The organism is Bradyrhizobium sp. PSBB068, assembly GCA_016839165.1.
In the GTDB taxonomy this organism is placed as follows: domain Bacteria; phylum Pseudomonadota; class Alphaproteobacteria; order Rhizobiales; family Xanthobacteraceae; genus Bradyrhizobium.
Genome location: CP069300.1, coordinates 3,907,284 through 3,933,692, shown reverse-complemented (window position 1 = coordinate 3,933,692; position 26,409 = coordinate 3,907,284). Strand labels below are relative to the sequence as shown.

General features: G+C 64.7%; 28 protein-coding genes and 1 tRNA gene. 21 read left to right on the top strand and 8 right to left on the bottom strand.

Annotated features, from left to right (window positions below):
* Nucleotides 1–21 precede the first annotated feature (21 nt).
* The 8 genes from nrdR (at nucleotide 22) to JQ507_18175 (ending at nucleotide 7,187) form a co-directional block, all read left to right on the top strand.
* The gene (gene nrdR / locus JQ507_18210; GenBank protein ID QRI66953.1) at nucleotides 22–504 is read left to right on the top strand and encodes a transcriptional repressor NrdR; all 483 of its coding nucleotides are present in this window, start codon (nucleotides 22–24) and stop codon (nucleotides 502–504) included.
* On the top strand, nucleotides 501–1,649 hold the full coding sequence (gene ribD / locus JQ507_18205) for a bifunctional diaminohydroxyphosphoribosylaminopyrimidine deaminase/5-amino-6-(5-phosphoribosylamino)uracil reductase RibD (GenBank protein ID QRI66952.1): 1,149 nt from the start codon (nucleotides 501–503) through the stop codon (nucleotides 1,647–1,649). The genes nrdR and ribD overlap by 4 nt, the downstream gene beginning before the upstream one ends.
* Entirely contained in the window at nucleotides 1,649–2,257 is a 609-nt protein-coding gene (locus JQ507_18200) for a riboflavin synthase (protein ID QRI66951.1), read from the top strand. Before ribD ends, JQ507_18200 begins: the two co-directional genes overlap by 1 nt.
* Nucleotides 2,258–2,470: 213 nt before the next feature.
* Nucleotides 2,471–2,962: a 6,7-dimethyl-8-ribityllumazine synthase gene (locus tag JQ507_18195; protein ID QRI66950.1), complete on the top strand. Its 492-nt coding sequence runs from the start codon at nucleotides 2,471–2,473 to the stop codon at nucleotides 2,960–2,962.
* A gap of 2 nt (nucleotides 2,963–2,964) precedes the next feature.
* Complete coding sequence (nusB, locus tag JQ507_18190) at nucleotides 2,965–3,459, top strand: transcription antitermination factor NusB (GenBank protein ID QRI66949.1); 495 nt, start codon at nucleotides 2,965–2,967, stop codon at nucleotides 3,457–3,459.
* A gap of 138 nt (nucleotides 3,460–3,597) precedes the next feature.
* The gene (gene thiL / locus JQ507_18185) at nucleotides 3,598–4,599 is read left to right on the top strand and encodes a thiamine-phosphate kinase (protein ID QRI66948.1); all 1,002 of its coding nucleotides are present in this window, start codon (nucleotides 3,598–3,600) and stop codon (nucleotides 4,597–4,599) included.
* A gap of 221 nt (nucleotides 4,600–4,820) precedes the next feature.
* Nucleotides 4,821–6,941, top strand: coding sequence for a sodium-translocating pyrophosphatase (locus JQ507_18180; GenBank protein QRI66947.1), 2,121 nt, complete (start codon nucleotides 4,821–4,823; stop codon nucleotides 6,939–6,941).
* A 90-nt stretch (nucleotides 6,942–7,031) separates the two neighbouring features.
* Nucleotides 7,032–7,187 carry a hypothetical protein gene (locus JQ507_18175; GenBank protein QRI66946.1) on the top strand — a complete coding sequence of 52 codons (156 nt, stop codon included), beginning with the start codon at nucleotides 7,032–7,034 and terminating at the stop codon, nucleotides 7,185–7,187.
* Nucleotides 7,188–7,225: 38 nt separating this feature from the next.
* On the opposite strand, the gene JQ507_18170 is transcribed toward JQ507_18175, so the two are convergent.
* Both JQ507_18170 and JQ507_18165 read right to left on the bottom strand, forming a co-directional pair.
* Nucleotides 7,226–8,233 carry a tripartite tricarboxylate transporter substrate binding protein gene (locus JQ507_18170; protein QRI66945.1) on the bottom strand — a complete coding sequence of 336 codons (1,008 nt, stop codon included), beginning with the start codon at nucleotides 8,231–8,233 and terminating at the stop codon, nucleotides 7,226–7,228.
* A 94-nt stretch (nucleotides 8,234–8,327) separates the two neighbouring features.
* Complete coding sequence (locus tag JQ507_18165) at nucleotides 8,328–8,807, bottom strand: outer membrane protein assembly factor BamE (GenBank protein ID QRI66944.1); 480 nt, start codon at nucleotides 8,805–8,807, stop codon at nucleotides 8,328–8,330.
* A gap of 137 nt (nucleotides 8,808–8,944) precedes the next feature.
* Here JQ507_18165 and JQ507_18160 point away from each other — a divergent pair, with 137 nt between their 5' ends.
* From JQ507_18160 to JQ507_18130, 7 genes are all read left to right on the top strand, one after another.
* Nucleotides 8,945–9,496: a ubiquinol-cytochrome C chaperone family protein gene (locus tag JQ507_18160; GenBank protein ID QRI66943.1), complete on the top strand. Its 552-nt coding sequence runs from the start codon at nucleotides 8,945–8,947 to the stop codon at nucleotides 9,494–9,496.
* On the top strand, nucleotides 9,493–10,080 hold the full coding sequence (locus tag JQ507_18155; GenBank protein QRI66942.1) for a DUF177 domain-containing protein: 588 nt from the start codon (nucleotides 9,493–9,495) through the stop codon (nucleotides 10,078–10,080). The genes JQ507_18160 and JQ507_18155 overlap by 4 nt, the downstream gene beginning before the upstream one ends.
* Before the next feature lie 309 nt (nucleotides 10,081–10,389).
* On the top strand, nucleotides 10,390–11,451 hold the full coding sequence (gene plsX, locus JQ507_18150; protein QRI66941.1) for a phosphate acyltransferase PlsX: 1,062 nt from the start codon (nucleotides 10,390–10,392) through the stop codon (nucleotides 11,449–11,451).
* Nucleotides 11,448–12,425 carry a ketoacyl-ACP synthase III gene (locus tag JQ507_18145; GenBank protein QRI66940.1) on the top strand — a complete coding sequence of 326 codons (978 nt, stop codon included), beginning with the start codon at nucleotides 11,448–11,450 and terminating at the stop codon, nucleotides 12,423–12,425. Before plsX ends, JQ507_18145 begins: the two co-directional genes overlap by 4 nt.
* A gap of 130 nt (nucleotides 12,426–12,555) precedes the next feature.
* Entirely contained in the window at nucleotides 12,556–12,891 is a 336-nt protein-coding gene (locus JQ507_18140) for an integration host factor subunit alpha (GenBank protein QRI66939.1), read from the top strand.
* Between the two features lie 29 nt (nucleotides 12,892–12,920).
* The gene (locus JQ507_18135; GenBank protein ID QRI66938.1) at nucleotides 12,921–13,514 is read left to right on the top strand and encodes a MerR family transcriptional regulator; all 594 of its coding nucleotides are present in this window, start codon (nucleotides 12,921–12,923) and stop codon (nucleotides 13,512–13,514) included.
* A gap of 98 nt (nucleotides 13,515–13,612) precedes the next feature.
* Nucleotides 13,613–13,690: transfer RNA gene (locus tag JQ507_18130), tRNA-Pro, on the top strand.
* A 61-nt stretch (nucleotides 13,691–13,751) separates the two neighbouring features.
* Here JQ507_18130 and JQ507_18125 read toward each other — a convergent pair.
* The gene (locus JQ507_18125) at nucleotides 13,752–14,264 is read right to left on the bottom strand and encodes a MarR family transcriptional regulator (GenBank protein ID QRI66937.1); all 513 of its coding nucleotides are present in this window, start codon (nucleotides 14,262–14,264) and stop codon (nucleotides 13,752–13,754) included.
* Between the two features lie 453 nt (nucleotides 14,265–14,717).
* Between JQ507_18125 and JQ507_18120 the strand changes: the two genes are divergently transcribed.
* From JQ507_18120 to JQ507_18110, 3 genes are all read left to right on the top strand, one after another.
* Nucleotides 14,718–16,265 (top strand): porin, encoded by a 1,548-nt coding sequence (locus tag JQ507_18120; GenBank protein ID QRI66936.1) that lies wholly within the window; start codon nucleotides 14,718–14,720, stop codon nucleotides 16,263–16,265.
* 413 nt (nucleotides 16,266–16,678) lie between these two features.
* Nucleotides 16,679–16,858 (top strand): hypothetical protein, encoded by a 180-nt coding sequence (locus tag JQ507_18115; protein ID QRI73398.1) that lies wholly within the window; start codon nucleotides 16,679–16,681, stop codon nucleotides 16,856–16,858.
* Nucleotides 16,859–17,192: 334 nt separating this feature from the next.
* A complete protein-coding gene (locus JQ507_18110; GenBank protein ID QRI66935.1) occupies nucleotides 17,193–18,155 on the top strand; it encodes an SDR family NAD(P)-dependent oxidoreductase in 963 nt (320 codons plus the stop codon).
* Nucleotides 18,156–18,234: 79 nt separating this feature from the next.
* Here JQ507_18110 and JQ507_18105 read toward each other — a convergent pair whose 3' ends face one another.
* The 4 genes from JQ507_18105 to JQ507_18090 all read right to left on the bottom strand — a co-directional run bounded on the left by JQ507_18105 (nucleotide 18,235) and on the right by JQ507_18090 (nucleotide 21,973).
* Nucleotides 18,235–18,705: a GcrA-like regulator gene (locus JQ507_18105; protein ID QRI73397.1), complete on the bottom strand. Its 471-nt coding sequence runs from the start codon at nucleotides 18,703–18,705 to the stop codon at nucleotides 18,235–18,237.
* A gap of 49 nt (nucleotides 18,706–18,754) precedes the next feature.
* Nucleotides 18,755–18,955 (bottom strand): hypothetical protein, encoded by a 201-nt coding sequence (locus JQ507_18100; protein ID QRI66934.1) that lies wholly within the window; start codon nucleotides 18,953–18,955, stop codon nucleotides 18,755–18,757.
* Between the two features lie 163 nt (nucleotides 18,956–19,118).
* Nucleotides 19,119–20,945, bottom strand: a complete 1,827-nt coding sequence (locus JQ507_18095) for an AMP-binding protein (GenBank protein QRI66933.1) — start codon at nucleotides 20,943–20,945, stop codon at nucleotides 19,119–19,121.
* Nucleotides 20,946–21,031: 86 nt separating this feature from the next.
* A complete protein-coding gene (locus JQ507_18090) occupies nucleotides 21,032–21,973 on the bottom strand; it encodes an acetamidase/formamidase family protein (GenBank protein QRI66932.1) in 942 nt (313 codons plus the stop codon).
* A 66-nt stretch (nucleotides 21,974–22,039) separates the two neighbouring features.
* On the opposite strand from JQ507_18090, the gene JQ507_18085 reads away from it, so the two are divergent.
* The 3 genes from JQ507_18085 to JQ507_18075 all read left to right on the top strand — a co-directional run bounded on the left by JQ507_18085 (nucleotide 22,040) and on the right by JQ507_18075 (nucleotide 24,972).
* A complete protein-coding gene (locus JQ507_18085) occupies nucleotides 22,040–22,834 on the top strand; it encodes a YdcF family protein (GenBank protein QRI66931.1) in 795 nt (264 codons plus the stop codon).
* A gap of 87 nt (nucleotides 22,835–22,921) precedes the next feature.
* Nucleotides 22,922–23,704 carry a DUF169 domain-containing protein gene (locus JQ507_18080; GenBank protein ID QRI66930.1) on the top strand — a complete coding sequence of 261 codons (783 nt, stop codon included), beginning with the start codon at nucleotides 22,922–22,924 and terminating at the stop codon, nucleotides 23,702–23,704.
* 92 nt (nucleotides 23,705–23,796) lie between these two features.
* Nucleotides 23,797–24,972 carry a saccharopine dehydrogenase NADP-binding domain-containing protein gene (locus JQ507_18075; protein ID QRI66929.1) on the top strand — a complete coding sequence of 392 codons (1,176 nt, stop codon included), beginning with the start codon at nucleotides 23,797–23,799 and terminating at the stop codon, nucleotides 24,970–24,972.
* Between the two features lie 155 nt (nucleotides 24,973–25,127).
* On the opposite strand, the gene JQ507_18070 is transcribed toward JQ507_18075, so the two are convergent.
* A complete protein-coding gene (locus JQ507_18070; GenBank protein QRI66928.1) occupies nucleotides 25,128–26,327 on the bottom strand; it encodes an FAD-dependent monooxygenase in 1,200 nt (399 codons plus the stop codon).
* Between the last annotated feature and the right edge of the window lie 82 nt (nucleotides 26,328–26,409).

The window sequence follows — 26,409 nt, the reverse complement described above, 5'->3', positions numbered from 1 at the left end:
CGCAAATAAAGGTCCCGTCGGATGCGCTGCCCGAGCTGCAATTCTCTCGATACGCAGGTCAAGGACTCGCGTCCGACCGAGGACTCCGCTGTGATCCGCAGGCGGCGCGTGTGCATGGCCTGCAACTTCCGCTTCACGACTTTCGAGCGGGTGCAGCTGCGCGAGCTCACGGTGATCAAGCGCAACGGCCGCCGCGTGCCGTTCGACCGCGACAAGCTGGTGCGCTCGCTGCAGATCTCGCTGCGCAAGCGCCCGGTGGAGTCCGAGCGGGTGGAGAAGATGGTGTCCACCATCGTCCGCGAGCTCGAAAGCGGCGGCGAGGCCGAGGTCTCTTCGGAGGCGATCGGCGAGATCGTGATGGAGCATCTGCGCCAGCTCGACGACGTTGCCTATGTGCGCTTCGCCTCGGTCTATCGCAATTTCCGCGAGGCCAAGGACTTCGAGGCGGTGCTCGACGAGCTGACCGGCGAAGAGGATCCGCGGCTCGCAACGTTGCGAAAATGATCTTTCGCATTCTCGAAGACCAGTTCGCGCAGAAATCCAAGGAGGCCAAAGCCGCCGATCTGCGCTTCATGCAGCTTGCGCTGGCGCTCGGCCGCCGCGGGCTCGGGCGCACCTGGCCCAATCCGGCGGTCGGCGCCGTGATCGTCAAGGATGGCGTCATCGTCGGTCGCGGCTGGACCCAGCCGGGTGGCCGGCCGCATGCCGAGGTCGAGGCGCTGCGGCGCGCCGGCGACGCTGCCCGTGGCGCCACGCTCTATGTCACGCTAGAACCCTGCTCGCATTTCGGCCGTTCGCCGCCCTGTGCGGATGCCGTGGTCGCAGCCGGGCTTGCCCGCGTGGTGTCGGCGATCGAGGACCCCAATCCGGACGTCGGTGGCAAGGGACATGCGAAGCTGCGCGCAGCCGGCATCGCGGTCGATGTCGGGCTGTGCGCGGCGGAGGCCGCGCGCGACCACGCCGGACACTTCCGCCGCATCACCGACAAGCGCCCGCATGTGATCCTCAAGCTCGCGGTGTCCGCCGACGACAAGATCGCGGCGCTCGGTCACAGGCCGGTTGCAATCACGGGCGAGGCCGTGCGGACCCGCGTGCATCTGTTGCGCGCGCAGTGTGACGCGATCCTGGTCGGCATCGGCACGGTGCAGGCCGACGATCCGCTCTTGACCTGCAGGTTGCCGGGCATGGCGGCGCGCTCGCCGATCCGCGTGGTGCTGGATCGCGCGCTACGGATCTCGGGCGACAGCCGAATGGTGCATTCCGCGCGCGAGACGCCGCTCTGGGTGATGACATCAGACCTGGCGGAGGCGCCTGCCGCGGTGAAGCTCGGCGCCGCGGGTGCGCAGGTTATCCGCGTTGCCACCGGTGCGCCGGCGGGGCTCGATCTGCCTGCCGTCCTGCATGCGCTGGCGGAGAGGGGGATCACGCGGCTCCTGGTCGAGGGCGGGTCTCGCGTGGCAAATTCTTTCGTGGCAGCGGGCCTTGTCGATGAAATCTGGCTGTTGCGCGGACCCGATGCGATCGGCGCCGACGGCGTTCCCGCGCTGGACGCAATGCCGCTCGCCGCAATCACGCAGTCGCCCGCTTTCCGGCTTCGTGCTAGCGAAACCCTCGGCAAAGACAGTCTCAATATCTACGAGCGTGCGTAATGTTTACCGGAATTGTCACCGACATCGGTGAGATCGTTAGCCTGAAGCCCGTGGCGCAGGGGCAGCTGCATCGGTTGCGGATCGCCTGCGACTACGACCAGACCACGATCGCCGACGGCGCCTCGATCGCCTGCAACGGCGTCTGCCTCACGGTGGTCGCCTCCGGCACGTCAGACGGCAAGACCTGGTTCGACGTCGATGCCGCGGCCGAGACGCTCGGCATGACCACCGCCAGGCATTGGGGGCAGGGCGGCAAGCTCAACCTCGAGCGTGCGCTCAAGATCGGGGACGAACTCGGCGGTCACATCGTGGCCGGGCATGCCGACGGCATTGCCACCATCGTCAAGCGCGACGACCTGCCCGACATGGCGCGCTTCGAGCTTCGCACCACCCGCGAGCTCGCGCGCTTCATCGCGGCGAAGGGCTCGGTCACGCTGGACGGCGTGTCGCTGACCGTGAACACGGTCGACGACGTCACTTTTTCGGTGCTGATCATCCCGCATACGCTGTCCGTCACGACGCTTAGCGGCTGGAAGGCCGGTAGCGAGGTCAATATCGAGGTCGACCTGATGGCCCGCTACGCCGCGCGGCTGTCGGAGATGAAATAGCCTCGATCCGACATTGCGGCCGAGACGGACGTCATTATGTGCCAATTCGGCTCCGGCGACTGCCGGCTGGATGGCCTATGCATTGCGGGCGAAGCCGACCTGAAAAATCGCCCCGATCGCGGTGCCATCCAGGCCAGTATTGCCCTTGGCTTTACCGCCTGCTGCGCCTAAAACGCTGCACAAATCCTCCCCAAGTTCCGATTGGTTATTGCAATGGCTGACGCGCGGCGCGCACCCCTGAAGGACCAGACCGACATCACAGGCGCACGCGTGCTGATCGTCGAGGCCCGGTTTTACGACGACATCCAGGATGCGCTGCTGGAAGGCGCGCTGGCCGAGCTGAAGGCGGCCGGCGCCGGCCACGACGTCATCACGGTGCCGGGCGCGCTGGAAATTCCGGCGGCGATCGCGATCGCGATCGATGCCGCTGAAGCGAACGGCAAGCCCTATGACGCGGCGATCGCGCTCGGCTGCGTGGTGCGCGGCGACACCATTCATTTCGAGATCGTCTCGATGGAGTCCTCGCGCGGATTGATGGATCTGGCCGTCAGCCGGAAATTCCCGCTCGGCAACGGCATCATCACCGTCAACACCGAGGCCCAGGCCTGGGCGCGGGCGCGCGCCAGCGAGTTGAACAAGGGCGGCGACGCGGCTCGCGCCGCGATCGCGATGCTGCGGATCAAACGCCGTCTGGCAAAGGCCTGACCATGGCTGACAGCAACAAACCCGGCAAAGCCCCTGAAAGAAAGGCCAACCGGCGCGGCGCGGCGCGGCTCGCCGCCGTGCAGGCGCTCTACCAGATGGACATCGGCGGCGCCGGGATCAACGACATCTTCGCCGAGTTCGAGAGCCACTGGCTCGGCAACGAGGTCGAGGGCGACAAATACCTGCCGGCGGAAGCTGCGTTCTTTCGCGACGTCGTCTCCGGCGTGGTGCGTGACCAGGCTAAGCTCGATCCGCTGATCGACGAGGCGCTCTCGAAGGGTTGGCCGCTGAAGCGGATCGACGCGATCCTGCGCGCGGTGCTGCGGGCAGGATCCTACGAGCTCGAGCATCGCAAGGACGTGCCGGGCCGCGTGGTGGTTTCCGAATATGTCGACGTCGCGCATGCCTTTGTCGAGAAGGACGAGACCGGCATGGTCAACGCCGTGCTCGACCAGATCGCGCGCCAGTTCCGCGGCGACGAGTTTGTGCGGGGCTGAACCACGTATTCCGCCGTCATCACCCGCGAATGCGGGCGATCCAGTACGCCGCGGCGGTCATTGGCAACAACTGCTGCCGCGGCGTACCGGATCGCCCGGTCAAGCCGGGCGATGACAGCTGAGGGTAAGGCGCACGACATGGCAGAGCGTCACGACGGCCCCTCCGGCGAAGACTCCCTGATTGCGCGCTATTTCAAGCCGCTGGCGACCGATCCGGGTGCGTTCGGCCTCGACGACGACGCCGCCGCGCTGAGGGCGGCCGGCGAGGACATCGTGGTCACCACGGATGCCATCGTCGAGGGCGTGCATTTCCTCCCCGATGATCCGCCCGACACGCTGGCGCGCAAGGCGCTGCGGGTGAACCTGTCCGACATCGCGGCCAAGGGGGCTGTGCCCGCCGGCTTCGTGCTGACGCTGGCCGTGCGCAAGGTCGATGAGGCCTGGCTGAAGCCGTTCGCGCGGGCGCTTGGCGAGGACGCTGCCGATTTTGGCTGTCCGCTGCTTGGCGGCGATACGGTTTCCACGCCGGGGCCGCTGATGATCTCGATCACCGCGTTCGGCCGGCTGCCGCAGGGCACGATGGTGCATCGCGCGGGCGCGCAGGCGGGCGACCGCGTGTTCGTCACCGGCACGATCGGCGACGCCGCGCTGGGTCTCGATGTGCTTCAGGGAGGTCCGGTCGCGGCGGCGTTGGCCGACGATGCCGCCGGGCGGGATTTTCTTGCCGCCCGCTACCGGGTTCCGCAGCCGCGCAACGCGCTTGCTCGTGCCGTCCGTGCCCACGCCAGCGCCGCGATGGACGTGTCCGACGGTCTCGCCGGCGATCTGGCCAAGCTTTGCGCAGCCAGCGGTGTGACGGCCGTGATCAACGTGCCGAGCGTCCCGTTGTCATCTGCGGCCGCGGGGCTGCTCGCACGCAAGGCAATCGGGATCGAGACCCTGATCGCCGGCGGCGACGACTACGAACTTTTGTGCGCGGTCCCGAGCGATCGCGCAGATGCTTTCCTGCGAGAGGCGCGCCAGGCCAAGGTCACGGTGACCGCCATCGGCGGCCTGATTGCCGGTTCGTCACCACCGAGCTTCCTCGACGGGCAGGGCAGGGAACTGAAGTTGCAGCGGCTGTCCTACAGCCATTTCTAGAATTCTCGGCCGGACGGCGCCGATTTTCCTTCCAAATAGCTGCCCATATCGGCCTTTTCGGCCACAGGTAGCGTTGCACAGCGGTAACGATTTTGGCAAGGTCGTGCCCGATTTGAGGCAATCCGTTTTGGGGAGGGTTGTCCTCGCAAAATAAGCGCCTGCCGCGCCCTAGCGGCACAAATAGGCGCGGGGGTTACATCAAGGATCTGAGGCAACATTCAATGACAGCTTTATGGTTGATTGTGCTCTGCGGGGCGCTTTCCATCGTCTACGCGATCTGGGCGACCCAGTCGGTCCTGAACGCGGATGCGGGCAATGCCCGCATGCAGGAAATCGCGGGCGCGGTGCGCGAGGGCGCACAAGCCTATCTGCGGCGGCAGTACACCACGATCGGCTTGGTCGGTATCGTGATCTTCGTGCTGCTGGCCTACTTCCTCGGCCTGCTGGTGGCCCTCGGATTTGCGATCGGTGCAATCCTGTCGGGCGCGGCCGGCTTCATCGGCATGAACGTTTCGGTGCGTGCCAACGTCCGCACCGCGCAGGCGGCGACCACCTCGCTCGCCGGCGGCCTCGAACTCGCCTTCAAGGCGGGCGCGATCACCGGCCTGCTGGTCGCTGGTCTCGCGCTGCTCGGCGTCACGATCTACTTCATGGTGCTGGTCAAGTTCCTTGGGCTCGAAGCCGGCAGCCGCACCGTGGTCGACGCCATGGTGGCGCTCGGCTTCGGCGCCTCGCTGATCTCGATCTTTGCCCGTCTCGGCGGCGGCATCTTCACCAAGGGTGCTGATGTCGGCGGCGACCTCGTCGGCAAGGTCGAGGCCGGCATCCCCGAAGACGATCCGCGCAACCCGGCCACCATCGCCGACAACGTCGGCGATAATGTCGGCGACTGCGCCGGCATGGCGGCGGACCTGTTCGAGACCTATGCGGTGACCGCGGTCGCCACCATGGTGCTCGCGGCGATCTTCTTCGCCAAGACGCCGATCCTGGTGAACATGATGACGCTGCCGCTCGCGATCGGCGGCATCTGCATCATCACCTCGATCATCGGCACCTTCTTCGTCAAGCTCGGCGCCAGCCAGTCGATCATGGGAGCCCTCTACAAGGGCCTGATCGCCACCGGCGTCCTGTCGCTGATCGGCGTTGCCGCCGTCATCAACTGGCTGATCGGCTTCGGCAAGCTCGACGGCGTCGACTACACCGGCCTTTCGCTGTTCTGGTGCGGCGTGGTCGGTCTTGCGGTCACCGGCCTGATCATCTGGATCACCGAATACTACACCGGCACTGACTACCGCCCGGTGAAGTCGATCGCGGCGGCCTCGGTCACCGGTCACGGCACCAACGTGATCCAGGGCCTCGCCGTCTCGATGGAGGCGACCGCGCTGCCCGCGATCGTCATCATCGCCGGCATCCTGGTCACCTACAGCCTGGCCGGCCTGTTCGGTATCGCGATCGCGACCGCCACCATGCTGGCGCTGGCCGGCATGATCGTCGCGCTCGACGCCTTCGGCCCGGTCACCGACAATGCCGGCGGCATCGCCGAAATGGCGGGTCTGCCGAAGGAGGTGCGCAAGTCGACCGACGCGCTCGACGCGGTCGGCAACACCACCAAGGCGGTGACCAAGGGCTACGCGATCGGCTCCGCCGGTCTCGGTGCGCTGGTGCTGTTTGCGGCCTATAACCAGGATCTCAAATTCTTTATCAGCGACTCCAACGCCCATGCCTACTTCAAGGGCGTCAATCCGGACTTCTCCCTGAACAATCCGTACGTCGTGGTCGGCCTGCTGTTCGGCGGCCTGCTGCCGTATCTGTTCGGTGCGATGGGCATGACCGCGGTCGGCCGCGCCGCCGGCGCGATCGTCGAGGAGGTGCGGCGTCAGTTCCGCGAGAAGCCCGGCATCATGCAGGGCACCGACAAGCCGGACTACGGCAAGGCGGTCGACCTGCTGACCCGGGCCGCGATCAAGGAGATGATCATCCCCTCGCTGTTGCCGGTGCTGTCGCCGATCGTGGTCTACTTCCTGATCTATTTCATCGCGGGTGGTGGCGCGGACGGCAAGTCGGCGGCGTTCTCCGCGGTCGGCGCCATGCTGCTCGGCGTCATCGTCACCGGTCTCTTCGTGGCGATCTCGATGACCTCGGGCGGCGGCGCCTGGGACAACGCCAAGAAGTACATCGAGGACGGCCACTACGGCGGCAAGGGCAGTGATGCCCACAAGTCCGCGGTGACCGGCGACACCGTCGGCGATCCCTACAAGGACACGGCGGGCCCGGCGGTGAACCCGATGATCAAGATCACCAACATCGTGGCGCTGCTGCTGCTGGCGATCCTCGCGCACTGAGCGGCGACACGAACGAATCCAAAGCCCCGCGGCGAAAGCCGCGGGGTTTTTGTTGGAATAGCCAGACGCGAACAACACGGAGAACAATCGATGTCGCTCTCATCCGCCCGCAACTATGCGCTTCGCGCCTCCAAATCGCAGGATCAGACAGAGGCCATCGAGCTACTCTCGAAGGCGATCATGGAACTGGCGATGTCGATTGAAGCCACCGACGCCAAGGTGAAGAAGATCAACAAGTCCTCGTAGCGTCGGCCGCACCGCGAGCCCAAATGACGGCTGCGCCGTCACTTGACCTCCATCTGCAAGCCTTCCTTCTCGATGATGGCGGCGAATTTCCTGGTCTCGGCATCGACGAAGTCGGAGAATTGCTGCGGCGTGCCGTAGTCGGCGCGGGCGCCCATGCCGGCGATGTTCTTCCTGACGTCGTCGCGCGCCAGCATCGCCTTGATCTGGCGGTTCAGCTCGTCGACGACGGGCGCGGGTGCCGTCTTCGGCAGGAATACGCCGAACCAGGACGCGACGTCGAATTTGGCGAGCTCCGGCGCGCCCTCGCGCATGACGGGCAGGTTGGGCGCGGAGTCGCTGCGGTCGGCCGTCGTCACGCAGAGCCCGTTCAGCTTGCCGTCCAGCACCTGCGGCAGCGACGGATAGAGATTGTCGAACAGGATCTGGATGTCGCCGGCGAGCCCGGCCTGCAATGCCGGGCCGGCACCGCGGAACGGCACATGCGTCATCTTCAGCCCGGTCAGTTGCAGGAACCAGGCGCCGGTGAGGTGGGGGCTCTGGCCGGTGCCGGACGAGCCGTAAGTCAGCTTGTCCGGGTGCTTCTTCAGATAGGCGATCAATTCGGGGATCGACTTGAGGCCGGTCGATGGATGCGCCGAGACGATGTTCGGGATCCGGATCATGTTGGAGACCGCCTGCAACTGGTCGGCCTTGTAGGTCAGGTTGCGGAAGATGCCGTAGGCGATCGCGTTCGGACCGGGATTGCCGATCAGGATGGTATGGCCGTCGCCCTTGCTGCGCGCAACCTCCGCCGTGCCGATGGTGCCGCCGGCGCCCGAGCGATTCTCCACGACCACCGACTGGCCCCAGAGCGGCTGCAAATGCGCCGCGAGTAGCCGGCCCATCACGTCGGTCGATCCGCCGGCGGCGGCCGGCACGATGATCCGGACCGTCTCGGTCGGCCGCCAGTCGCCGGCCCCCAGGCTCGCGCGCGGCAGGATCGATGCGGCCGTCAATGCGGCCGTGCCCGACAATACCGTACGACGGGAAAATCTCTTGGCTCTCACGCGCTTACCCCCTGCTCAGGCTCTTGTTTGCGAGCAAGCCTAGGGGAGCGCTTGCCCGTTGGGCAAGCGACAAACTGGCGCAGTTCCTTACGCGCTAGTTAAAGCTCAGCAGCTTGAACAGCGGTGTGAGGTAGGACATTTCCTGGCCCGACGTCGGCGTGGTCCGGCTGACGAAGTCGAAGATCTTGCCGTCCTTCAGGCCGTAATTGGCGAGCCGGCGCACTTGCCGGTTCTTGTCGAAATAGACCGCGATGACGCGCTGGTCGACCACCCGCTGATTCATGAATGCGACCGGGCGCGAGGTCCGTTGCGAGATGTAATAGAACACCTCGCCGTCCAGCGTTGCGACCGTCGACGGCGTGCCGAGCACGATCAGCACCTGATCCTGGCTGGCGCCGATCGGAATCTGCTCGAGCGCTCCGTCGGGCAGGATGTAGCCCTTCTGGAATTGCTCACCGGCACAGCCGCCGAGCGCGGCGCCGCAGACGAGGCCAACGACCGCGAGGGCGCGGAAGCGCATGAAGAACCCGCGCGCGGAAGCCGTGCGAGACTGTCGTGAAAGAGTGTGGTTCATCGGCGGAACTGATCCGTCCCCTTGCATCGGCCGGAGCATTGACGTACCGGGCAGCTCAATGGATTGCAATCATGCCGAGCTCCAACGGGCGAACCCTCAACAGGTGTCCTTTGGGGGGCCGGCAGCCGGAACCCGTCATGCTTTGGCCGTTCAATCACTTGAGAAGACCCCGGGTGCCCGCGCGGAGCACCATTGAGACCATCTATGGCATGATCGTGACGCAGGCGCGAGAACCGTTATTTTACCGTGACTTGGGCGTTCCGGACACGGTTAATGGCCGTTTTGACCTGCTTCTGATGCACCTGTGGATGGTGTTGCGCCGACTGAAATCCGTCGATGGCGGTGCGGAGCTGTCACAGGCCCTGTTCGATCACTTCTGCATCGACATGGACGACAATCTCAGGGAAATGGGCGTCGGCGACCTCACGGTGCCGAAGCGGATGCAGGCGTTCGGCGAAGCGTTCTACGGTCGCACCGCGGCCTATGATCTGGCGCTGACCGACCGCGACGAGGCCCTGGCCGAGTCGTTCTGCAAGAACATCCTCAACGGTCAGAATATCGAGAAAGCCCATGAACTGGCCGCCTATGCCCGGGAGGCGATGGCCGGATTGGCGCGCGCGGACCGTGCGGCGCTGATCCAGGGAGCGTGGCGCTTCCCCGCGCCGCAGGCGGCCGGGAGCGCGGCATGAGCGGCGGCACCACAGGGCGGCCCGAGCGCGATCGCGATCCCTGGCGCGTCCTCGTCAACGTTGCGCAGATCCCCGACACCGGCCTGCATCGTGAGATCGCCGCCGACGAGGCGGCGCGAAAGGCGATGGCCGACGTCGCGGAGTTGCGGGAGGTCATCTCGGCGCAGGCGGAGTTTGACCTGCAGCCCAAGCGCGACGGCAGCTATCACGTCACCGGCCGGGTTCAGGCCCGCATCGGGCAGACCTGCGTGGTGACGCTCGAGCCGATCGAGAACGAGATCGATGAGCCGATCGATGTGGTGTTCGCGCCGCCCGAGCAGATCCCGGAGATGGCCGACCTGGTCGACGACGCCGAGGAGAGCGGCGAGGAGACGCCGGACCCGCCGGAGCCGATCGTCGGGGGCTTCATCGACATCGGCCGGCTCGCCACCGACGCGCTGTTCCTCGGCATCGACCCATATCCGCGCAAGGTGGATGCGGTTTTTGAACAGGAGGTTGAAGCGCCTGATCCGGAAAATCATCCGTTCGCCGCGCTGAGGGCGCTGAAGGAGAAGCCTGACGGCAAGAAGCCCAAGGGCAGCTAAAGGCGGCCGACGTCACATTTGCGGGGATGGCTTGCTGCAGAGCTGCGCGAACGGTGTCCGTGGCCACTTCAAATAACTGTCACAATACATTGAAATACAATGTATTTCTGATATAGCTTGATGCGTCGTGTGACGGTTCGGCCACTGCCTCGTTCGTGGTCAAGAGGTTGTGTCGGACCGCGGACACGCTATTGTCGCGGCCCGGCCGGGACGCGAGTTGGCGTTTCGGCAGGCGCCGTTGACGGCGGTGACTTCAAGCTCGCGGTCTTCGTCTGAAGGGCTGTGGGAGAGCAGGCTTCCGGGACGTTCATGCCTCATAAGGTTCGAATAGCGCTTGACGCCATGGGGGGCGATGTCGGCGCTTCCGTGGTCATTCCCGGCGCCGCGATCTCATTGAGCCGTCACCCCGACTGCGAATTCCTGCTGGTCGGCGACCAGGCCCAGATCGAGCCGGAGCTTGCCAGACATCCCGCGCTGAAGGCGGTATCCAAGGTGATCCACACCGACGTCGCCGTGAAGGGGGACGAGAAGCCGAGCCAGGCGCTGCGGCGGACCCGCAGGGCGTCCTCGATGTGGCTTGCGATCGACGCCGTCAAGCACGGCGAGGCCGATGTCGCGATCTCGGCCGGCAATACCGGTGCGCTGATGGCGATGGGTAATATCAACCTGCGGACGCTGCCCGGCGTCGACCGCCCGGCGCTCGCCGCGGTGTGGCCGACCTTGCGCGGCGATTCCGTCGTGCTCGACCTCGGCGCCACGATCGGCGGCGATGCCCACCATCTGACGACGCTGGCGGTGATGGGCAGCGCCATGGCGAGCGTGCTGTTCAACCTGGAGCGGCCGACTGTCGGCCTGCTCAATATCGGGTCCGAGGAGATCAAGGGCCACGAGGAAATCCGCGAGGCCGCCGGCATGCTGCGGGCGATGAACGCGTCCCAATTCAACTATATCGGATTTGTCGAGGGCGACGGCATCGGCAAGGGCGCCGCCGACGTGATCGTGTCGGAGGGCTTCTGCGGCAATATCGCGCTCAAGACCGCCGAGGGAACCGCGCGCCAGATGTTCGCCCTGCTGCGCGAGGCCATGTCGTCGAGCTGGCTGGCGCGGATTGGCTATCTGCTCGCCCGCGGCGCGTTCCAGAAGCTGCGCGACAAGCTCGACCCCAACAAGTCGAACGGCAGCATACTGCTCGGCCTGAAGGGCGTGGTGGTCAAGAGCCATGGCGGCGTCAACGCAGAAGGCTTTGCCTACGCGGTCGATGTTGGCTATGAGATGGCCCACTACGATCTCCTCACCAAGATCAATCAGATGCTCAATCGCGACGGCAGCGCCCTGGTGCAGGCGCAGACCGCGCAGGAGGCTGTCTCGTGACTGCGATACGTTCGGTAGTGCTCGGCTGCGGCTCATATTTGCCGGAGCGGGTTTTGACCAATGCCGAACTGGCTCAGCGAATCGACACGTCCGATGACTGGATCGTGCAGCGCACCGGCATCAGCGAGCGGCACATCGCGGCCGATGACGAGTTTACCTCGCATCTTGCGATCAAGGCGGCGCAGGCCGCGCTCGCCGATGCCAAGGTCGACGCCCAGTCGATCGACCTGATCGTGCTGGCGACCTCGACGCCCGACAACACGTTCCCGGCGACCGCGGTCGCGGTCCAGCATGCGCTCGGCATCAACCATGGCGTCGCGTTCGATCTGCAGGCGGTGTGCTCCGGCTTCGTCTTTGCGCTGACCACCGCCGACAATTTCCTGCGCGCCGGCCATCACAAGCGGGCGCTGGTGATCGGTGCCGAAACCTTCTCGCGCATCCTCGACTGGAGCGACCGCGGCACCTGCGTGCTGTTCGGCGATGGCGCCGGCGCGGTCGTGCTGGAAGCGCAGCCGCATTCAGGAACGACCGACGATCCCGGCGTACTGACGACGCATCTGCGCTCGGATGGCCGCCACAAGTCGAAGCTGTTCGTCGATGGCGGTCCCGGCTCGACCAAGACGGTCGGTTATCTCCGGATGGAGGGCCGCGAGGTGTTCAAGCACGCCGTCGGCATGATCACCGACGTGATCGTCGATGCGTTCAACGCCACCGGCTTCACCGCCGATGACATCGCCTGGTTCATTCCGCACCAGGCCAACAAGCGAATCATCGACGCATCCGCCCACAAGCTGCATATTGCGCCGCAGAAGGTGGTCTTGACAGTCGACAAGCACGGCAACACCTCGGCCGCCTCGATCCCGCTGGCGCTGTCGGTCGCCGTGAAGGACGGACGCGTCAAGAAGGGCGATCTTGTGCTGTTCGAGGCGATGGGCGGCGGCTTCACCTGGGGCTCGGCGCTCGTGCGCTGGTGAGTGCTTCGCTTAAAAGTACGGATATTTCGTAAGGTTCTTTTCCAGCGTGCATGCTGGTCGCTGTTGACCATCGCGCGCTAAGCTTTTAATTTCAGTCAGGAAATTGTTCGCCGAGAGTGCGGGGCAGGCGATGACGACGGGAACCGGAAAAACAGTGACGCGCGTCGATTTGTGCGAAGCGGTCTACCAAAAGGTAGGTCTGTCGCGCACGGAATCGTCGGCGTTTGTCGAGTTGGTGCTGAAGGAGATCACCGATTGCCTTGAGAAGGGCGAGACGGTGAAGTTGTCCTCGTTCGGCTCCTTCATGGTGCGCAAGAAGGGCCAGCGTATCGGCCGCAATCCAAAGACCGGCACCGAGGTGCCGATCTCGCCGCGGCGTGTGATGGTGTTCAAGCCGTCGGCGATCCTGAAGCAGCGGATCAATGGCCATGCCGTCACCAATGGCGACGGCAGCAAGGCCGATTAACTGGCGTTGAAGCCAAGAGGAGCGGGCATTTGGACAAGGCGCCGGATGCGTTCCGTACCATCAGCGAGGTCGCTGACGAACTCGATATCCCGCAGCATGTGCTGAGGTTCTGGGAAACGCGCTTCGCGCAGATCAAGCCGATGAAGCGCAGCGGCGGACGCCGTTACTATCGCCCCGACGACGTCGACCTGCTCAAGGGCATCCGCCGGCTGCTGTACGGCGAAGGCTATACCATCCGCGGCGTGCAGCGGATCCTGAAAGAACATGGCATCAAGTCGGTGCAGGGCATCGCCGACCAGGCCGCCGCGGTCTCCTTCGGCGCGGTCGAGGAGGCGGTCGGCAACAGCATGGCCGAGCCCGACGACGTCGAGAGCAGCGACGGCCTCGATTTCGACGGCGAGGAGGGCGACGGCGACGAGAAGGGCATCGACTACCGATTCGTCGATCCCGACGAGGATCCGATCCTGTCGACCTACAAGGCGCATGCCCAGCCGGGCAAGGCGTCCGCGCCGCCGCCGGTGCGGCCTTCCGTTCCGTCAGCGGATCGGGAGCGGCTCGAACGCGTGCTGCAGGAGCTGGTTGCCTGCCGGCAGATGATCGATACTGCGATGAAGGACGGCTGATCCAAGGAAACCCGGGCGGGAACCGGTGCCCGGATTGCTGCCTTCGAGGCCCTGCTTTGCCTTGCGCGAACGCAGGATCGCAGCTAATGGAACGGCATCGGAGCGTGGCGCAGCCCGGTTAGCGCACTAGTCTGGGAGACTAGGGGTCGGAGGTTCAAATCCTCTCGCTCCGACCATTTTTCAAAGCATTCGAGTTCTCAAACCGGCGTTGCCTTCGGCCCAGCGTGGCCCGCCGCCTCAGGTCTCGAAATCCATCGCTGCGATCAGGCACGCCTTTTCCAGGCGATTGGTGAGCGTCGCAAGCTTGGCCGTGAACTCGGCCAATTCGGGCTCGCTGAATTCCTCGAACACGGTTTTCTTGAACGCCTTGTGCTGCTCGGCGAGGCCCGCCAGATGCTTGCGGGTCTTGTCGGTCAGCGACAGGCGGACCACGCGCGCATCGGCCGGGGAGGGCGCGCGACGCAGCAACTCCTTCTGCTCGAGCAACTTTGACTGCGTGGTCACGAACGACGGATCGACGTGCAGCAGCTTCGACACCACGTTGATCGGTACGCCGACATCCTTGTCGAGATCCGAGATCGCCATCAGGATCATCCATTGCGGACCGCTGACGCCAAGCGCCTTGCCCCAGAGTTGGCGGACCCGTTCAAGATGCGAATTGATGGATGAAATTTCGAGCGTGAAGCGCTTGATGATGTCGAGATGCTCGATGGCGCGCTGACGCGTCGAATCCTTCCTGGTCACTGACACAGCTTCCCCTTCCCTAGGTGCCGACTCAGCTTTGTGCTGATTTATTTCTTTGTTCCCGCGTCGGCGCGGTATTTTTTCTCGTAAGTCGCTCAGGAACGCAAGTGAACGTAAAGCAATTATGATGCGTATGTGACGGTTCGGTTTTTTGGGTGCGACAATTTTGCCCACACATACAAGGGGCTTACGGCGAGCGTTGCCGACGAGACACAGTGTGGCCGCATTCGCATTCCTGACTTTATAAACTATTTTGATTGGCGAACTCGCGCATGCATATTGAACCCGGCGGTAGGGGAATCTCGATCGTCCCGTTGCGGTGATCGTTCAAGTCCGCCGCACTCCCAGAGATTGATCTGCGGGTGCGGGGTTTGGGGAAAACGGTCTTGGACAATGCGGGAGGATCACGGGGCGCTCGCGACCCGGACTCTACGCATATGAGCAACTTGGAGGTTTGATATGACATTGGCGAAGAGCCTTATTCTGGGCTCGGCCGCCGCGCTGGTCGCGGTCGGCGGGGCACAGGCGGCCGATCTTCCCGTTAAGGCCAAAGCGGTCGAGTACGTGAAGGTCTGCTCTCTTTATGGTCCGGGCTTCTACTACATCCCCGGCACCGACACCTGCATCAAGCTGGGCGGCTTCGTCCGCGCTGACCTCGTGGTCAACGGCAACGGCGTGTACGGTCCGAATACCAACGGCGCCAGCGGAGCCAACAACCGTTTCACCAACGGCTACACCTGGCGTTCGCGTGAAGACCTGAACATCGATACGCGCACCGCGACCGAGTACGGCGTGGTCCGCACCTATTTCGATGCGGTGTTCACCTGGACCTCGGACAGCTACGCGGCCAACGGCGCCGGCGGCACCGTCTACTCGGGCCTCGGTTCCGGCGCGGCGACGGTCAGCGCTCCGAACAACGCCAACTCCGGTGCGGTTGCGGCTGGTACGGTCGGCGTCTACTACGCCTTCATCCAGTTCGCCGGCTTCACCATTGGTAAGTCCGTCTCGCAGTTCGCTGCGCCCTGGACTGCCTATCCGGGCAACAACTACGACGCCCTCGTCGGTGGCATCAACACCACCAACGGCGTCAACCAGTTCACCTACACCGCGCAGTTCGGCAACGGCGTCTCGCTCGCTCTGTCGGCGCAGGATCAGGTTGCCTACACGCAGGCTGGCGTGAACAACCTCGGTGCTGGTGGTGCGTACGGCGCGAGCGACTATGCCGGCACGATCACGCCGGACTTCATCGCTGCGCTCAAGGTCGACCAGGCCTGGGGTATCTTCCAGGCGTCGATCGCAGCCCATGACAACCACGCAGCCTACTACGGCGCCACCGAAGTCACCGGCCATCCCGACGACAAGTGGGGCTGGGCTGGTGCACTGGCCCTGTCGATCAAGAACATCCCGACCGGACCTGGTGACACCATCAACATCCAGGGCGTCTACACCGACGGCGCGACCCGTTACAACATCCAGGATCTGGCCGGCGGCATCAGCTCGGCCGTCATCTATGGCGGCTCAAACCTGCCGGGCGCTTACGGCAGCGTTGGCTTCGGCACGGCACCCGACACGGTGTTCGGCCCCGGCGGTCAGCAGCAGTCGATCAAGACCTGGGGCTTCCGCGGTGCGTACACCCACAACTGGGATCCCTACTGGAACACCAGCTTGTACGGTGCATACGCTGCGGTCATGTACAACGACACGGCTAAGTCGCTCATCTGCGGCGTTGGTGGCGTCGGTGGCACGTTCCGCGCTGCCTTCGCTGGCGGCGCTGGTGTGACCAGCTGCAACCCCGACTACAACATCGGTCAGCTCGGCCTGATCACTCGTTGGACTCCGGTCAAGAACCTGACCTTCTCGGCCGACGTGACCTACGTCCATCTCGATCAGAAGTATGCCGGCACGATCACCACGTCGGCTGGTGCGATCGGCAAGCCGGTCGCGACCTACGAGCTGAAGAATCAGGACACTGTCCAGATGCTCTTCCGCGCTCAGCGTAACTGGTAATACCGGTTGATCTGATCAGGATCTGACAGAACCCCGGCAGGCAACTGCCGGGGTTTTTCTTTGAGTGAAAGCTCTCGCGATGGACGAGAGCGTTCTCAAGCAAGTGGATACCGGTCCGCGTGAAGAAAGCGCGTCAAAAGGGCTTTGGCTGCGTCATTTCTGTCCACGCGAACAACGAAGACGAGCCATGCGATTCATTCGCCGCAAACTTATTTACTTAGCTGATCTACTAAACTATATACGGAGTAGCCAACACATTGAATGATGGCTCTTAGCGTCATGCTAAGCCTCCCAAACCTCCGGCAATGCCCTGCCGGAGGTTTTTGATTCGGTGCGGTCAAGATTTGACGGAATCGATCCGCAGTGCATTCTCGTCGTTCATGGGACGCTTTAAGAACAGCCGCCTGGCGCGCATGAGCAGCGGCCACTATTGCCTGATACGGGATCTCGGGCTGGTGAAGGGCGGCAAGGGATTGCGGCACCATGAGGTGGTCATCGACTTCTCGTGGCGCGGCCTGCTCAAGCTGGCCGTGAGCGCCGGCACCGCTGTGCTGCGGCGGCGCGCGCCGGTGCGGATCGAAACAGCCGAATAGCGCGGGAGGATCTCGAGTTGAGCCGATCAACCGCAACGCCGCGCGTTTCGCAATAGTCCAACAGCGATCGTCATCAGCGTTGTCACGACCGATCGGGCCACGACATGCACGATCATTGTATCCGCTTGTCGATGTCAGATTGTTCGCAACGCGGAATGATTTCATGACGCGCCCCTCTGCTTCAATCTGATCCGCACGGCTCAACTGCGCGTGAGGGGCGCGCGCCGTTGCTGGACGATAATTCGGTGATGTACAGTGTTTCCGTCAGATGGTTGGGACTGCGATCCGCGCTCCAGCCGAAACCAAGAAAAAGCAGGGAAGGAACGGATCCCACATGAAGGATTTTGCCGGAAAGATTGCCGTCATCACCGGTGGCGGCACGGGCATGGGACGCGAGCTCGCACGGCAACTCGTCGCAGAGGGATGCAATGTCGCGATGTGCGACGTCTCGATGGAGGCGATGGCGGAGACCAAGCGGCTCTGCGAGGTCGAGAAGCTGCCGCAGGGGCTGCGTATCACCACCCACGTCGCCGACGTCTCGATCGAGGATCACTACAAGCGCTTCCGCGACGAGCTGGTCGAGCAGCAGGCGACCGACAAGATCCATCTGCTGTTCAACAACGCCGGAATCGGTGGCGGCGGCAGCCTGTTCACCAACACGCGCGAACAGTGGGAGCGCACCTTCAACATCTGCTGGGGCGGCGTCTATCTCGGTGTCCGCACCTTCCTGCCATTGCTGGTGAAGGCCGACGAGGCACACATCGTCAACACCTCGAGCGTCAACGGCTTCTGGGCCTCGGTCGGGCTCGGCGTCTCCCACACCGCCTACAGCGCCGCGAAATTCGCCGTGAAGGGATTCACGGAGGCGATGATCAACGATCTCCGCCTCAACGCGCCGCATGTCAAATGCTCGGTCGTGATGCCCGGTCACATCGGCACCTCGATCGTGTCGAACTCGCGCAAGGTACAGAACGGCTCAGATCAGCTCAATCCCGACGAGCTCAAGCAGGCGCGTCAGCGTCTGCAAGGGCAGGGCATCGACGTCGCCAAGATGTCGGATGCCGATATCCAGCAACTCGCGCTCGACCGTGCCCGCATCTTCCACGACGAGGCGCCGACCACGGCGGCCGCCGCCGCCAAGATCATCCTCGACGGCGTCAAGGCCGATCGCTGGCGTATCCTGGTCGGCGACGATGCGCATATGCTCGACGAGCGCGTGCGCAAGACGCCGGAGCAGGCATACACGCCGGAGTTTTATCAGGACCTCGTAGCGGCGACCGGCTGGAAGGTCGGCTGATTGGACTGAGGCCCGTCACCCCCGCGAAAAGGCAAAGCCTTTGCGCGGGGATCACGGGGGCAGCGCTTGCTTGTTGCCATCAACTACCGCGCATCGCGCGTTGGCGCGATCCGGACTGATAGGCGAGGCGGTAATGCCCTGGGCAATAGGGCATCCCGCCGAGCGGAGTGTTGCCGCAGAAGCAGAAATCATCGGCGCCCGGGCTGCTGATCGGCCAGCGGCAGCGCTGCTCGCTCAATTCGAACAGCGAACAGTTGTTGACGCTGACAACAGGCGCATCGTAGGGCTCCGTCTCGTAGACCGCCTGAAGCAGCTGGAGTTGCTGCTTCGCGGTCGCCCGTTGCGCGGCGTGGACGGCGGATTTCTTTCGCCGTGCCCGGCGTTCCTCCGGCGTCGTGCGCGTCAGGTTCAGCCGCGACAGCTTGCCGATGACAGCATTGCGGCTAACGCCGATATTGACGGCGATGTCGCGGCAGGAGAGGCCGGCTTCAAAGTAGATCTTGAGTTGGTCGACGCGCTCTGGCGTCCAGGTCTCTTGGTTGACAATCATCTGACGGTTCCACGTTCTGTGTTGAACCGCCGCGCGGACGCGTGCGCCGTCAGGGCGTGCGTCCGTTGTCGCGGATTGCAAGCAACCCGTCCTTGATGGCGAGCCGAATGCCTTCCTCGATCAATGTCCGTGCAACGCCCGGGACGCTCGTGCCGTGGGTGCCCTGTCTCACCAGCTTCTCGAGATAACCAATGGTCGAGAGTGCCAGTGTGACCGGGACGCGGTCGGTTTCGGCCTTTTCCGTAGCCATGAGAAAACGCTTAACCCTGAACGCCTGTACTGAAAAGTATCTATTTAGAGTCTATTTAGAAATGAGGCAGTTCGTCAAGCGCCGGTCGCAAAATGCGAACAGCCGCGCCGGAGGCGGATTCCGGCACGGCGTCACGATCAGATTACTTAGCTATATGAATGAGTTAGGTGCGTAGCTCGACCTTGACCGGGAACGTCTTCAGAAGCCGCTCGGCGGTTTCGGCCTTGTCCGCAGGCGCGCTCACGCTGAGGTACAGCCCGCGGGACGGGTCGGTGATGGCCTCGACGCTGACCTCGTCGGACAATCCTTCCCGCGCCAGCAGCTCGCGCGCGGCCTCGCCGGCGGCGATCTCGCGCAGCTTGGGCTTGAAGATCTTGCCGACCGGCGTGACCGGCATCTCCGCAATCACCGACACCACGCGCGGACGGGCGGGCGGCTCCAGGATGTTGTCCTGCACGAACGCGGCGAGCGCCTGCGGATCGATCTGCGCGCCGGGCTGGGCCGAGACGAACAGCATCGGCACTTCGCCGGCATAGCTGTCGGGACGGCCGACGGCCGCGGCCAGCGCCACGCCCGGAAACGCCAGCGCGGCGTCCTCGATCGCACGCGGATCGATGTTGTGGCCGCCGCGGATGATGACGTCCTTGGCGCGGCCCATGATGTAGACGAAGCCGTCGGCATCGATCCGGCAGATGTCGCCGGTGCGCAGCCAGCCGTCACGGAATGCTTCTTCGGTCTGCTTCTCGTCGACGTAACCGGCGAACACCTGCGGGCCCCGGGTCAAGAGCTCGCCGACCGGCGAGGGCCACGGCCCGGTGTGAAGCTTGCCGCCCTCGAGGATCGCAAGCTCGACCAACGGATTGCGGGTGCCGACGCTCTCGGCGCGCGGCCTCACGCCGTGCACGTCGTGAGTGATGGCGCCGGCGAGCTCGGTCATGCCGTAGAGCTGCTGGATGCAGTCGCCGCCCCAGGTCGCGAGATAGCGCCGCTCGATCTCCGGCGGGCAGATCGAGGCGCCGGTGGCGGTGACGCGCAGGCTCGAAATGTCGCTGTCGGCGACCGGGATGTCGGCGAGCGCGCCGAGCGTGGTCGGCACGTTGCCGGCGATGTTGACGCGGTATGTCTCGATGATTTTCCAGAAATGGGTGATCAGCGCCGGATCGCGCGCCCCGGCGGGACCCGGGATGAACATCGTCGTGCCGGCGGCAAGGCAATTGGCGGTCGTGCAGAACAAGCCGCCGACATGGAACAGCGGCAATGTGATCATCGCACGCTCGCCGCGGTGGAAATCGAGCGCCATGCGCGAGGAGACGGTGGAGGCGACCATCGCGCGATTGGTCAGCCGCGCCACCTTGGGATGGCCTGTCGTGCCGCCGGTCGGCAGCATCACTGCGACGCGGTCGGCCTCGCTCATGTCCCTCGACTTGCCGTAGTCGTCGCGCCAGGCCGGATCCGGCCGCAGCACCTCGCCGTCGAACGCGATACTGCCGTCGAGCGGCACAACCACGATGCGCCGGAGCGACGGCACCTCGCGCTGCAGGCCCTCGACCCTTTCATACAGGCCGCCCGGCATTCCCGGTGGCGGCGCCAGCAACAATTTTGCGTTGATCGCATTGAGCTGGGCCGTGATCGCTTCCCGCGTGAACAGCAGGTTGAGCGGTTCGGCGACGCCGCAGGCGGCTGCGCCGAAGATCGCGACCACGGTCGCAGGACATGCCGGCAGCAGGATCGCGACCGCATCGTTCTTGCCGATACCCTCCGCGCGGAAGTAGTTTTCGGCCGCCTTGACGTAGCCCATCAGCTGATCGTTCGAGATCACGACCGGGTTGGGATCGAGCGGCGAGCGCAGATAGATCGCGGCTTCGGCGTCCGGCGCGCCCTGCGGGCCGCGGGCGATGAGATCGAGGATCCGCGGGCAGGCGGCGAGCGTCTCCCGCATCTCCTTGTCGCGCGCAGCTTCGTCGGCCGGCGAAAGCCTGTCCTTCAGCATATCCGTCCCCGTCCATTCTTGTTCGTTGGGAGGGGGATTGTATCGAGCCGCACGCGCGGAACACAAGTGCGGCTATCGACCGCGTGTCAGCCGTGGACGACCGATTTGGCGATCATGCAGTGAATGCCCTTGGAGCCGTTGACCGTCTGGGTCACCCGCAGGTCGGCGGCCAGGCTGCACAGCGTGTAGGCGTCTTCGCGCGACAGATTTCGCTTCTCGCCGAGCAGCACGATCATGTCGCGCAGCGCCCGCACCACGCACTGGTCGAGATCGGGATCCATCGCCATGGTCATGTAATGGTCCGATGTCTCGGCGCGCGGATAGGCGAGCTTGAGGTCCTTGCGCAGGGTGAGGCGGAAGCGGCCGGTGAGAGCGGTTTCGATCGCGGTGACGCAGACCTCGCCGTCGCCCTGCACGCCATGGCCGTCGCCGCAGGAGAACAGCGCGCCCGGCACGAACACGGGCAGATAGAGCTTGGCGCCGGCCCCTAGCTCCTTGTTGTCGAGATTGCCGCCCATCGCGCGCGGGATGAGCGAGGAGATGCGGCCCCAGGCCGGCGGCGGCGAGACACCCATCACACCGAAGAACGGCTTCAGCGGCAGGTCGAGCCCCCAGGGCATGCGGCCGACCATCCGCGCACGATCGAGCGGGATGTTGAGGACGCGGGTCTCGTGGAAGTCGTCCGGCAGCGTGCCGGACAGCGGCTTGATCAGATTGTAGCCCCAATCCTGCCGAAGCTGGACGTCGAGGATATCGACCTCGAGCACGTCGCCGGGCTCGGCGCCGGCCACCGCGATCGGACCGGTCAGGATGTGCCCGGGCACCATCCGCTCGCTCTTCGCATGGATGTCGTCGAGCTCGGGTGGGACGTGGAATTTGCTGCGGTCGGGCACCACGTCGGCACCACCGCTGACGGTCTCGATCGTGACCTCGTCGCCGCTCGCGACGTTAAGGACCGGCTTCAGTTTGGCTTCAAAGAAGCCCCAATGACAGGTTTCGGGTGTGGATTTCAGGTGATGATGGGTCATGTAACGGCTTTTGATTGGTTTCCCAGCAGCGTATGACGCTGTAGCAGAACTTCGCAGAGGCTTCCCTTGTTTTTTGTGCTGTCCAAGACGCTCGGCATCATGCTGCTGCCGATCAATTTCCTGATCGGTATCGGCGTGATCGGCGCCGCACTGTTGCCGACGCGGTTTGTTCGCCTCGGCCGCAGGTTGACGGTCGCCTCACTGCTGCTGCTCGCGATCTGCGGCTTCTCGCCGCTCGGCAATGTCCTGATCGCGACGCTGGAGCAGCGCTTCCCGCCATGGGACGCTTCGCGCGGCGCGCCCGACGGCATCATTGTGCTGGGTGGTTCGATCGATGCCGATCTGTCGGTGGCGCATGGCACGCCTGTCGTGCGCAGTGCGGCCGATCGCATCATCGCAGCTGCCGCGCTCGCGCGCAGATATCCGAACGCGCGCCTCATGTTCACCGGCGGCAGCGCGAACCTGATCTCGAATGATGCGCGTGAGGCCGACTATGCCGCCGAGATGTTCGAGAGCCTCGGGATTCCCATATCGCGACTGACCATCGAGCGCCGCTCGCGCAACACGGTGGAGAATGCTGTGTTCTCGAAGGAGCTGGTCGATCCCAAGCCGGGCGAGCGCTGGCTGCTCGTCACCTCGGCCTATCACATGCCGCGCTCGGTCGGGCTGTTCCGCAAGGCGGGATTCGATGTCGAGGCCTATCCGGTCGATTGGCGCGTCGGCAACGTCTTTGGTTTCGCGACGCTTGCGATCGAGGGCCTGTCGCGCACCGATCTCGGCGCGCGGGAGTGGATCGGGCTGGTGGCCTATCATCTGGCCGGCAAGACCGACGATCTGCTGCCGGGACCGGCCGTGCGGTAGCGCAAGGCGGCTGTCGCTTCGCCTGTGCATTCCGGCTAACATCCACACAACAGGCGGCGCCAAGCCGCCGATCACGGGAGCTTACGCATGCAACAGCAGACACCGCCGGAACAGTTCGATCTCGCCGCGATCGTCGCCGATCTGAACAATCTGCTGCGGCTGAAGACCACGGTCATCGGCATCAAGATGTTCGCGCGGGTCGAGGAGATGGAGGCGATCCCGAAGATCCGCCGCCCGTCGGCGGTGCACACCACGGACCAGATCGTCAGCATGGCCTCGCGGCTCGGCTGGACCGTCGGCATCACCGGCGACGATCTGGTCGGCGCGCAATGTCGCGCGGTGATCGGGCTCGCGCCGCAGGATGAGAAGTGGCTCGCCGGCGAGAACTATGTCGGGGTCTGGCACGGCACCGCCGAGGACGCGCGCAAGCGCCAGGAGGCGCTCGACGTCGTGCCTTACGGGCAGTATCAGGCGATGGTGGTGAGCCCGCTGACCAGCGGCCGGCTCAATCCGCCCGACATCTGCCTGGTCTACGCGACGCCGGGCCAGATGATCATCCTGATCAACGGGCTTCAATATACGGGATACAAGAAGTTCGAGTGGGGCGTGGTCGGTGAGACCGCTTGTGCTGACTCATGGGGGCGGGCGTTGAAGACCGGCGAGCCGAGCCTGTCGCTGCCGTGCTTCGCCGAGCGTCGCTATGGCGGTGTGCCCGATGAGGAGATGCTGATGGCGCTGCCGCCGGCCCATCTGGTGAAGGCGATCGCCGGCATGAAGCAGCTCGCCAAGAACGGCCTGCGCTATCCGATCGCGCCCTATGGCATCCAGGCCGACGTCCGCGCCGGCATGGGGGTGTCCTACAAGAAATAGCCGCAAGAAATAGCGGCAGGAAATACTGGATTGCGTCGCCGCGTCCGCGATGACAAAAGGGCGCCCAATTCGCTGCGCAGGGAGCCTGACCCATGTCCTCGTCGAAACTCGACATCGTCGTCTACGGTGCGACCGGCTTCACCGGCCAGCTCGTTGCCGAGTATCTCGCCGCGCATTATCGCGACGGCAGCCTGAAATGGGCGATGGCCGGGCGCAGCAAGGACAAGCTCGCCTCGGTGCGTGACGCGATCGGCGCGCCCGCCGACACGCCGCTGATCGTTGCCGACGCCGGCGATGCCGCATCGCTGAAGGCGATGCTGGCGCAGACCAAGTCTGTCATTTCGACGGTCGGGCCGTATCAGCTTTACGGCAACGAGCTGATCGCGGCCTGCGTCGAAAGCGGCACCGACTATTTCGACCTCTGCGGCGAGCCCGTCTGGATGCGGCAGATGATCGACAAGCACGAGGCCGCGGCAAAGGCCAGCGGCGCGCGCATCGTGTTCTCCTGCGGCTTCGACTCGGTGCCGTTCGAGCTCGGAACGTTCTTCGTCCAGGAGGAAGCCAAGCGCGTGTTCGGCGCGCCGGCCGCGCGTGTCAAGGGCCGCGTGCGCGACATGCGCGGCACGCTGTCCGGCGGCACCGCCGCGAGCGCCAAGGCGACTTTCGATGCGGTCGCGAAGGATCTGAGCTTGGTCGCGATCCTCAACAATCCGTTCGCGCTGACGCCGGGCTTCGAGGGCCCGAAGCAGCCGCGCGGCAGCAAGCCGGCCTATGAGGACGACCTGCACTCGTGGACCGCGCCGTTCATGATGGCGCTGATCAACACGCGCAACGTCCATCGCTCCAACATGCTGATGGGCTTTCCGTACGGACGCGACTTCGTTTACGACGAGATGGTCCTGACCGGCCCGGGCGAGAAGGGCGAGGCCAATGCAAAGAAGGTGATGGCGCTGAATTCCGAGAAGACCGGCCCCAGCGCGCCGAAGCCGGGCGAGGGGCCGTCAAAGGAAGAGCGCGAGAACGGCCGCTACGATCTGCTTTATCTCGCGGTCGCGTCCGACGGCCGCATGGTCCGCGCCGGCATCAAGGGCGATCGCGATCCCGGCTACGGCTCGACCTCGAAGATGATCTCGGAATGCGCGATCTGCCTGTTGCGCGACACGCCCGATGTCGCGCCCGGCTTCTGGACGCCGGGAGCGGCGATGCAGGGCAAGCTGATCAAGCGCCTGGTCGATCACGCCGGGCTGACGTTTGAGGTCGAGAAGTAAGTCGCGCAACTTCCAACGTTGTCATCGCGCGGCACTCGACCGGGCGATCCAGTACGCCGCGGCTTCTCGGCTCAAGCATTGACGTCTCTGGAATACTGGATGCCCCGCTTTCGCCGGGCATGACAGTGGTGCTACGGGGCATGACAGCCGCCGCGCTACGCCGCCGCCCGCGGATTGTACGCGTACATGAAGTCCATGCCCTTGGACGACACCGGCAGCAGCAGCTTCAGCATGTGATCGCGCAGCCAGGCGCCGGTCGGGCTAAACTCGCGCTTGCTGTTGCCGTTGCGGCGCGCGATCGCCACGATCTTCTCCGCGCGCGGGCGCCGCTCGTGCTCGAAGGCCTGGAACGTCAGGCCGAGATCCTGGCCGTCGCGCATCAGCATGCCGAGCCGCAGCGCGTCTTCCAGCGCGAGCGAGGCGCCCTGACCGGCATGCGGACTGGTGGCGTGCGCGGCGTCGCCGATCAACAGTGTGCGCTTGCGTGACCAGGTCGGCAGCGTCGCGACGTCGAGCGTGTCGGTGACCACGATGTTCTCGGCGGCCTCGATGATCTCGGGGATCGGCGCGTGCCAGCCGGCGTGGAATTCGCGCAGGTGCTGCCTGATGGCGTGCTGGCTGTGCGACCGGTAGGCCGCCGCGGTCATGCCGTGCGATGGCTGCGTGCTCCACCACATCACGCCGGCTTGCGGATCGGGGCTGCACATCCCGTAGCCGAAGAAGCCGCTCTGTCCGAACGTCGTCTCGACGCGCTGGCCGATCGGCAGGTGTTCGATCACGGCGCGCGGCACGAAGCCGCCGAAGCCGATCAGCCCGGTGTCGAACGGCGTCGGTCCGTCAGGGATCACGTGACGCCGCACCGCCGAATGCACGCCGTCGGCACCGATTACGAAATCGCCCTCGGCGGTGGTGCCGTCGGCGAAATAGGCGATCACGGGCTGGTCGCCGCGGTCTTCGATTTTCACCAGCCGTTTCTCGAAGAATACCGAGACGTTGGAAGCCCAGGCCTTGTCGATCAGCGTCTCGTTCAGGGTCGCGCGGCACATGTTCACCGCAGGCTGGCCGAAGCGCTGCTGCATGTTCTGGTTGAGGGAGCCGAGCTTCTTGCCGCCCTGCGAATAGAAGTCGAAGGATTCCGCGATCGAGCCGTTGCGGATCAGCTCGTCGGCGAGGCCGAGCTCCGCCAGCACGTGCATGCCGTTGGGTGCGATCTGCAGGCCGCCGCCGATGCCGGTGGAGTAGGGCCAGGCTTCATAGAGCTCGGCCTCGATACCGGCGCGGGTCAGGAACATCGCGGTGACCGGACCTGCGATGCCGGCGCCGATGATCAGAGCTTTACGGGGACGTCTCGTCATGCCTTGCTCCATGCATCCGTGTGGGGTAGGAAAGATCAGTTGCTAATTATCTTAGTTGATAAGATATCAAGCCAGTAAGATA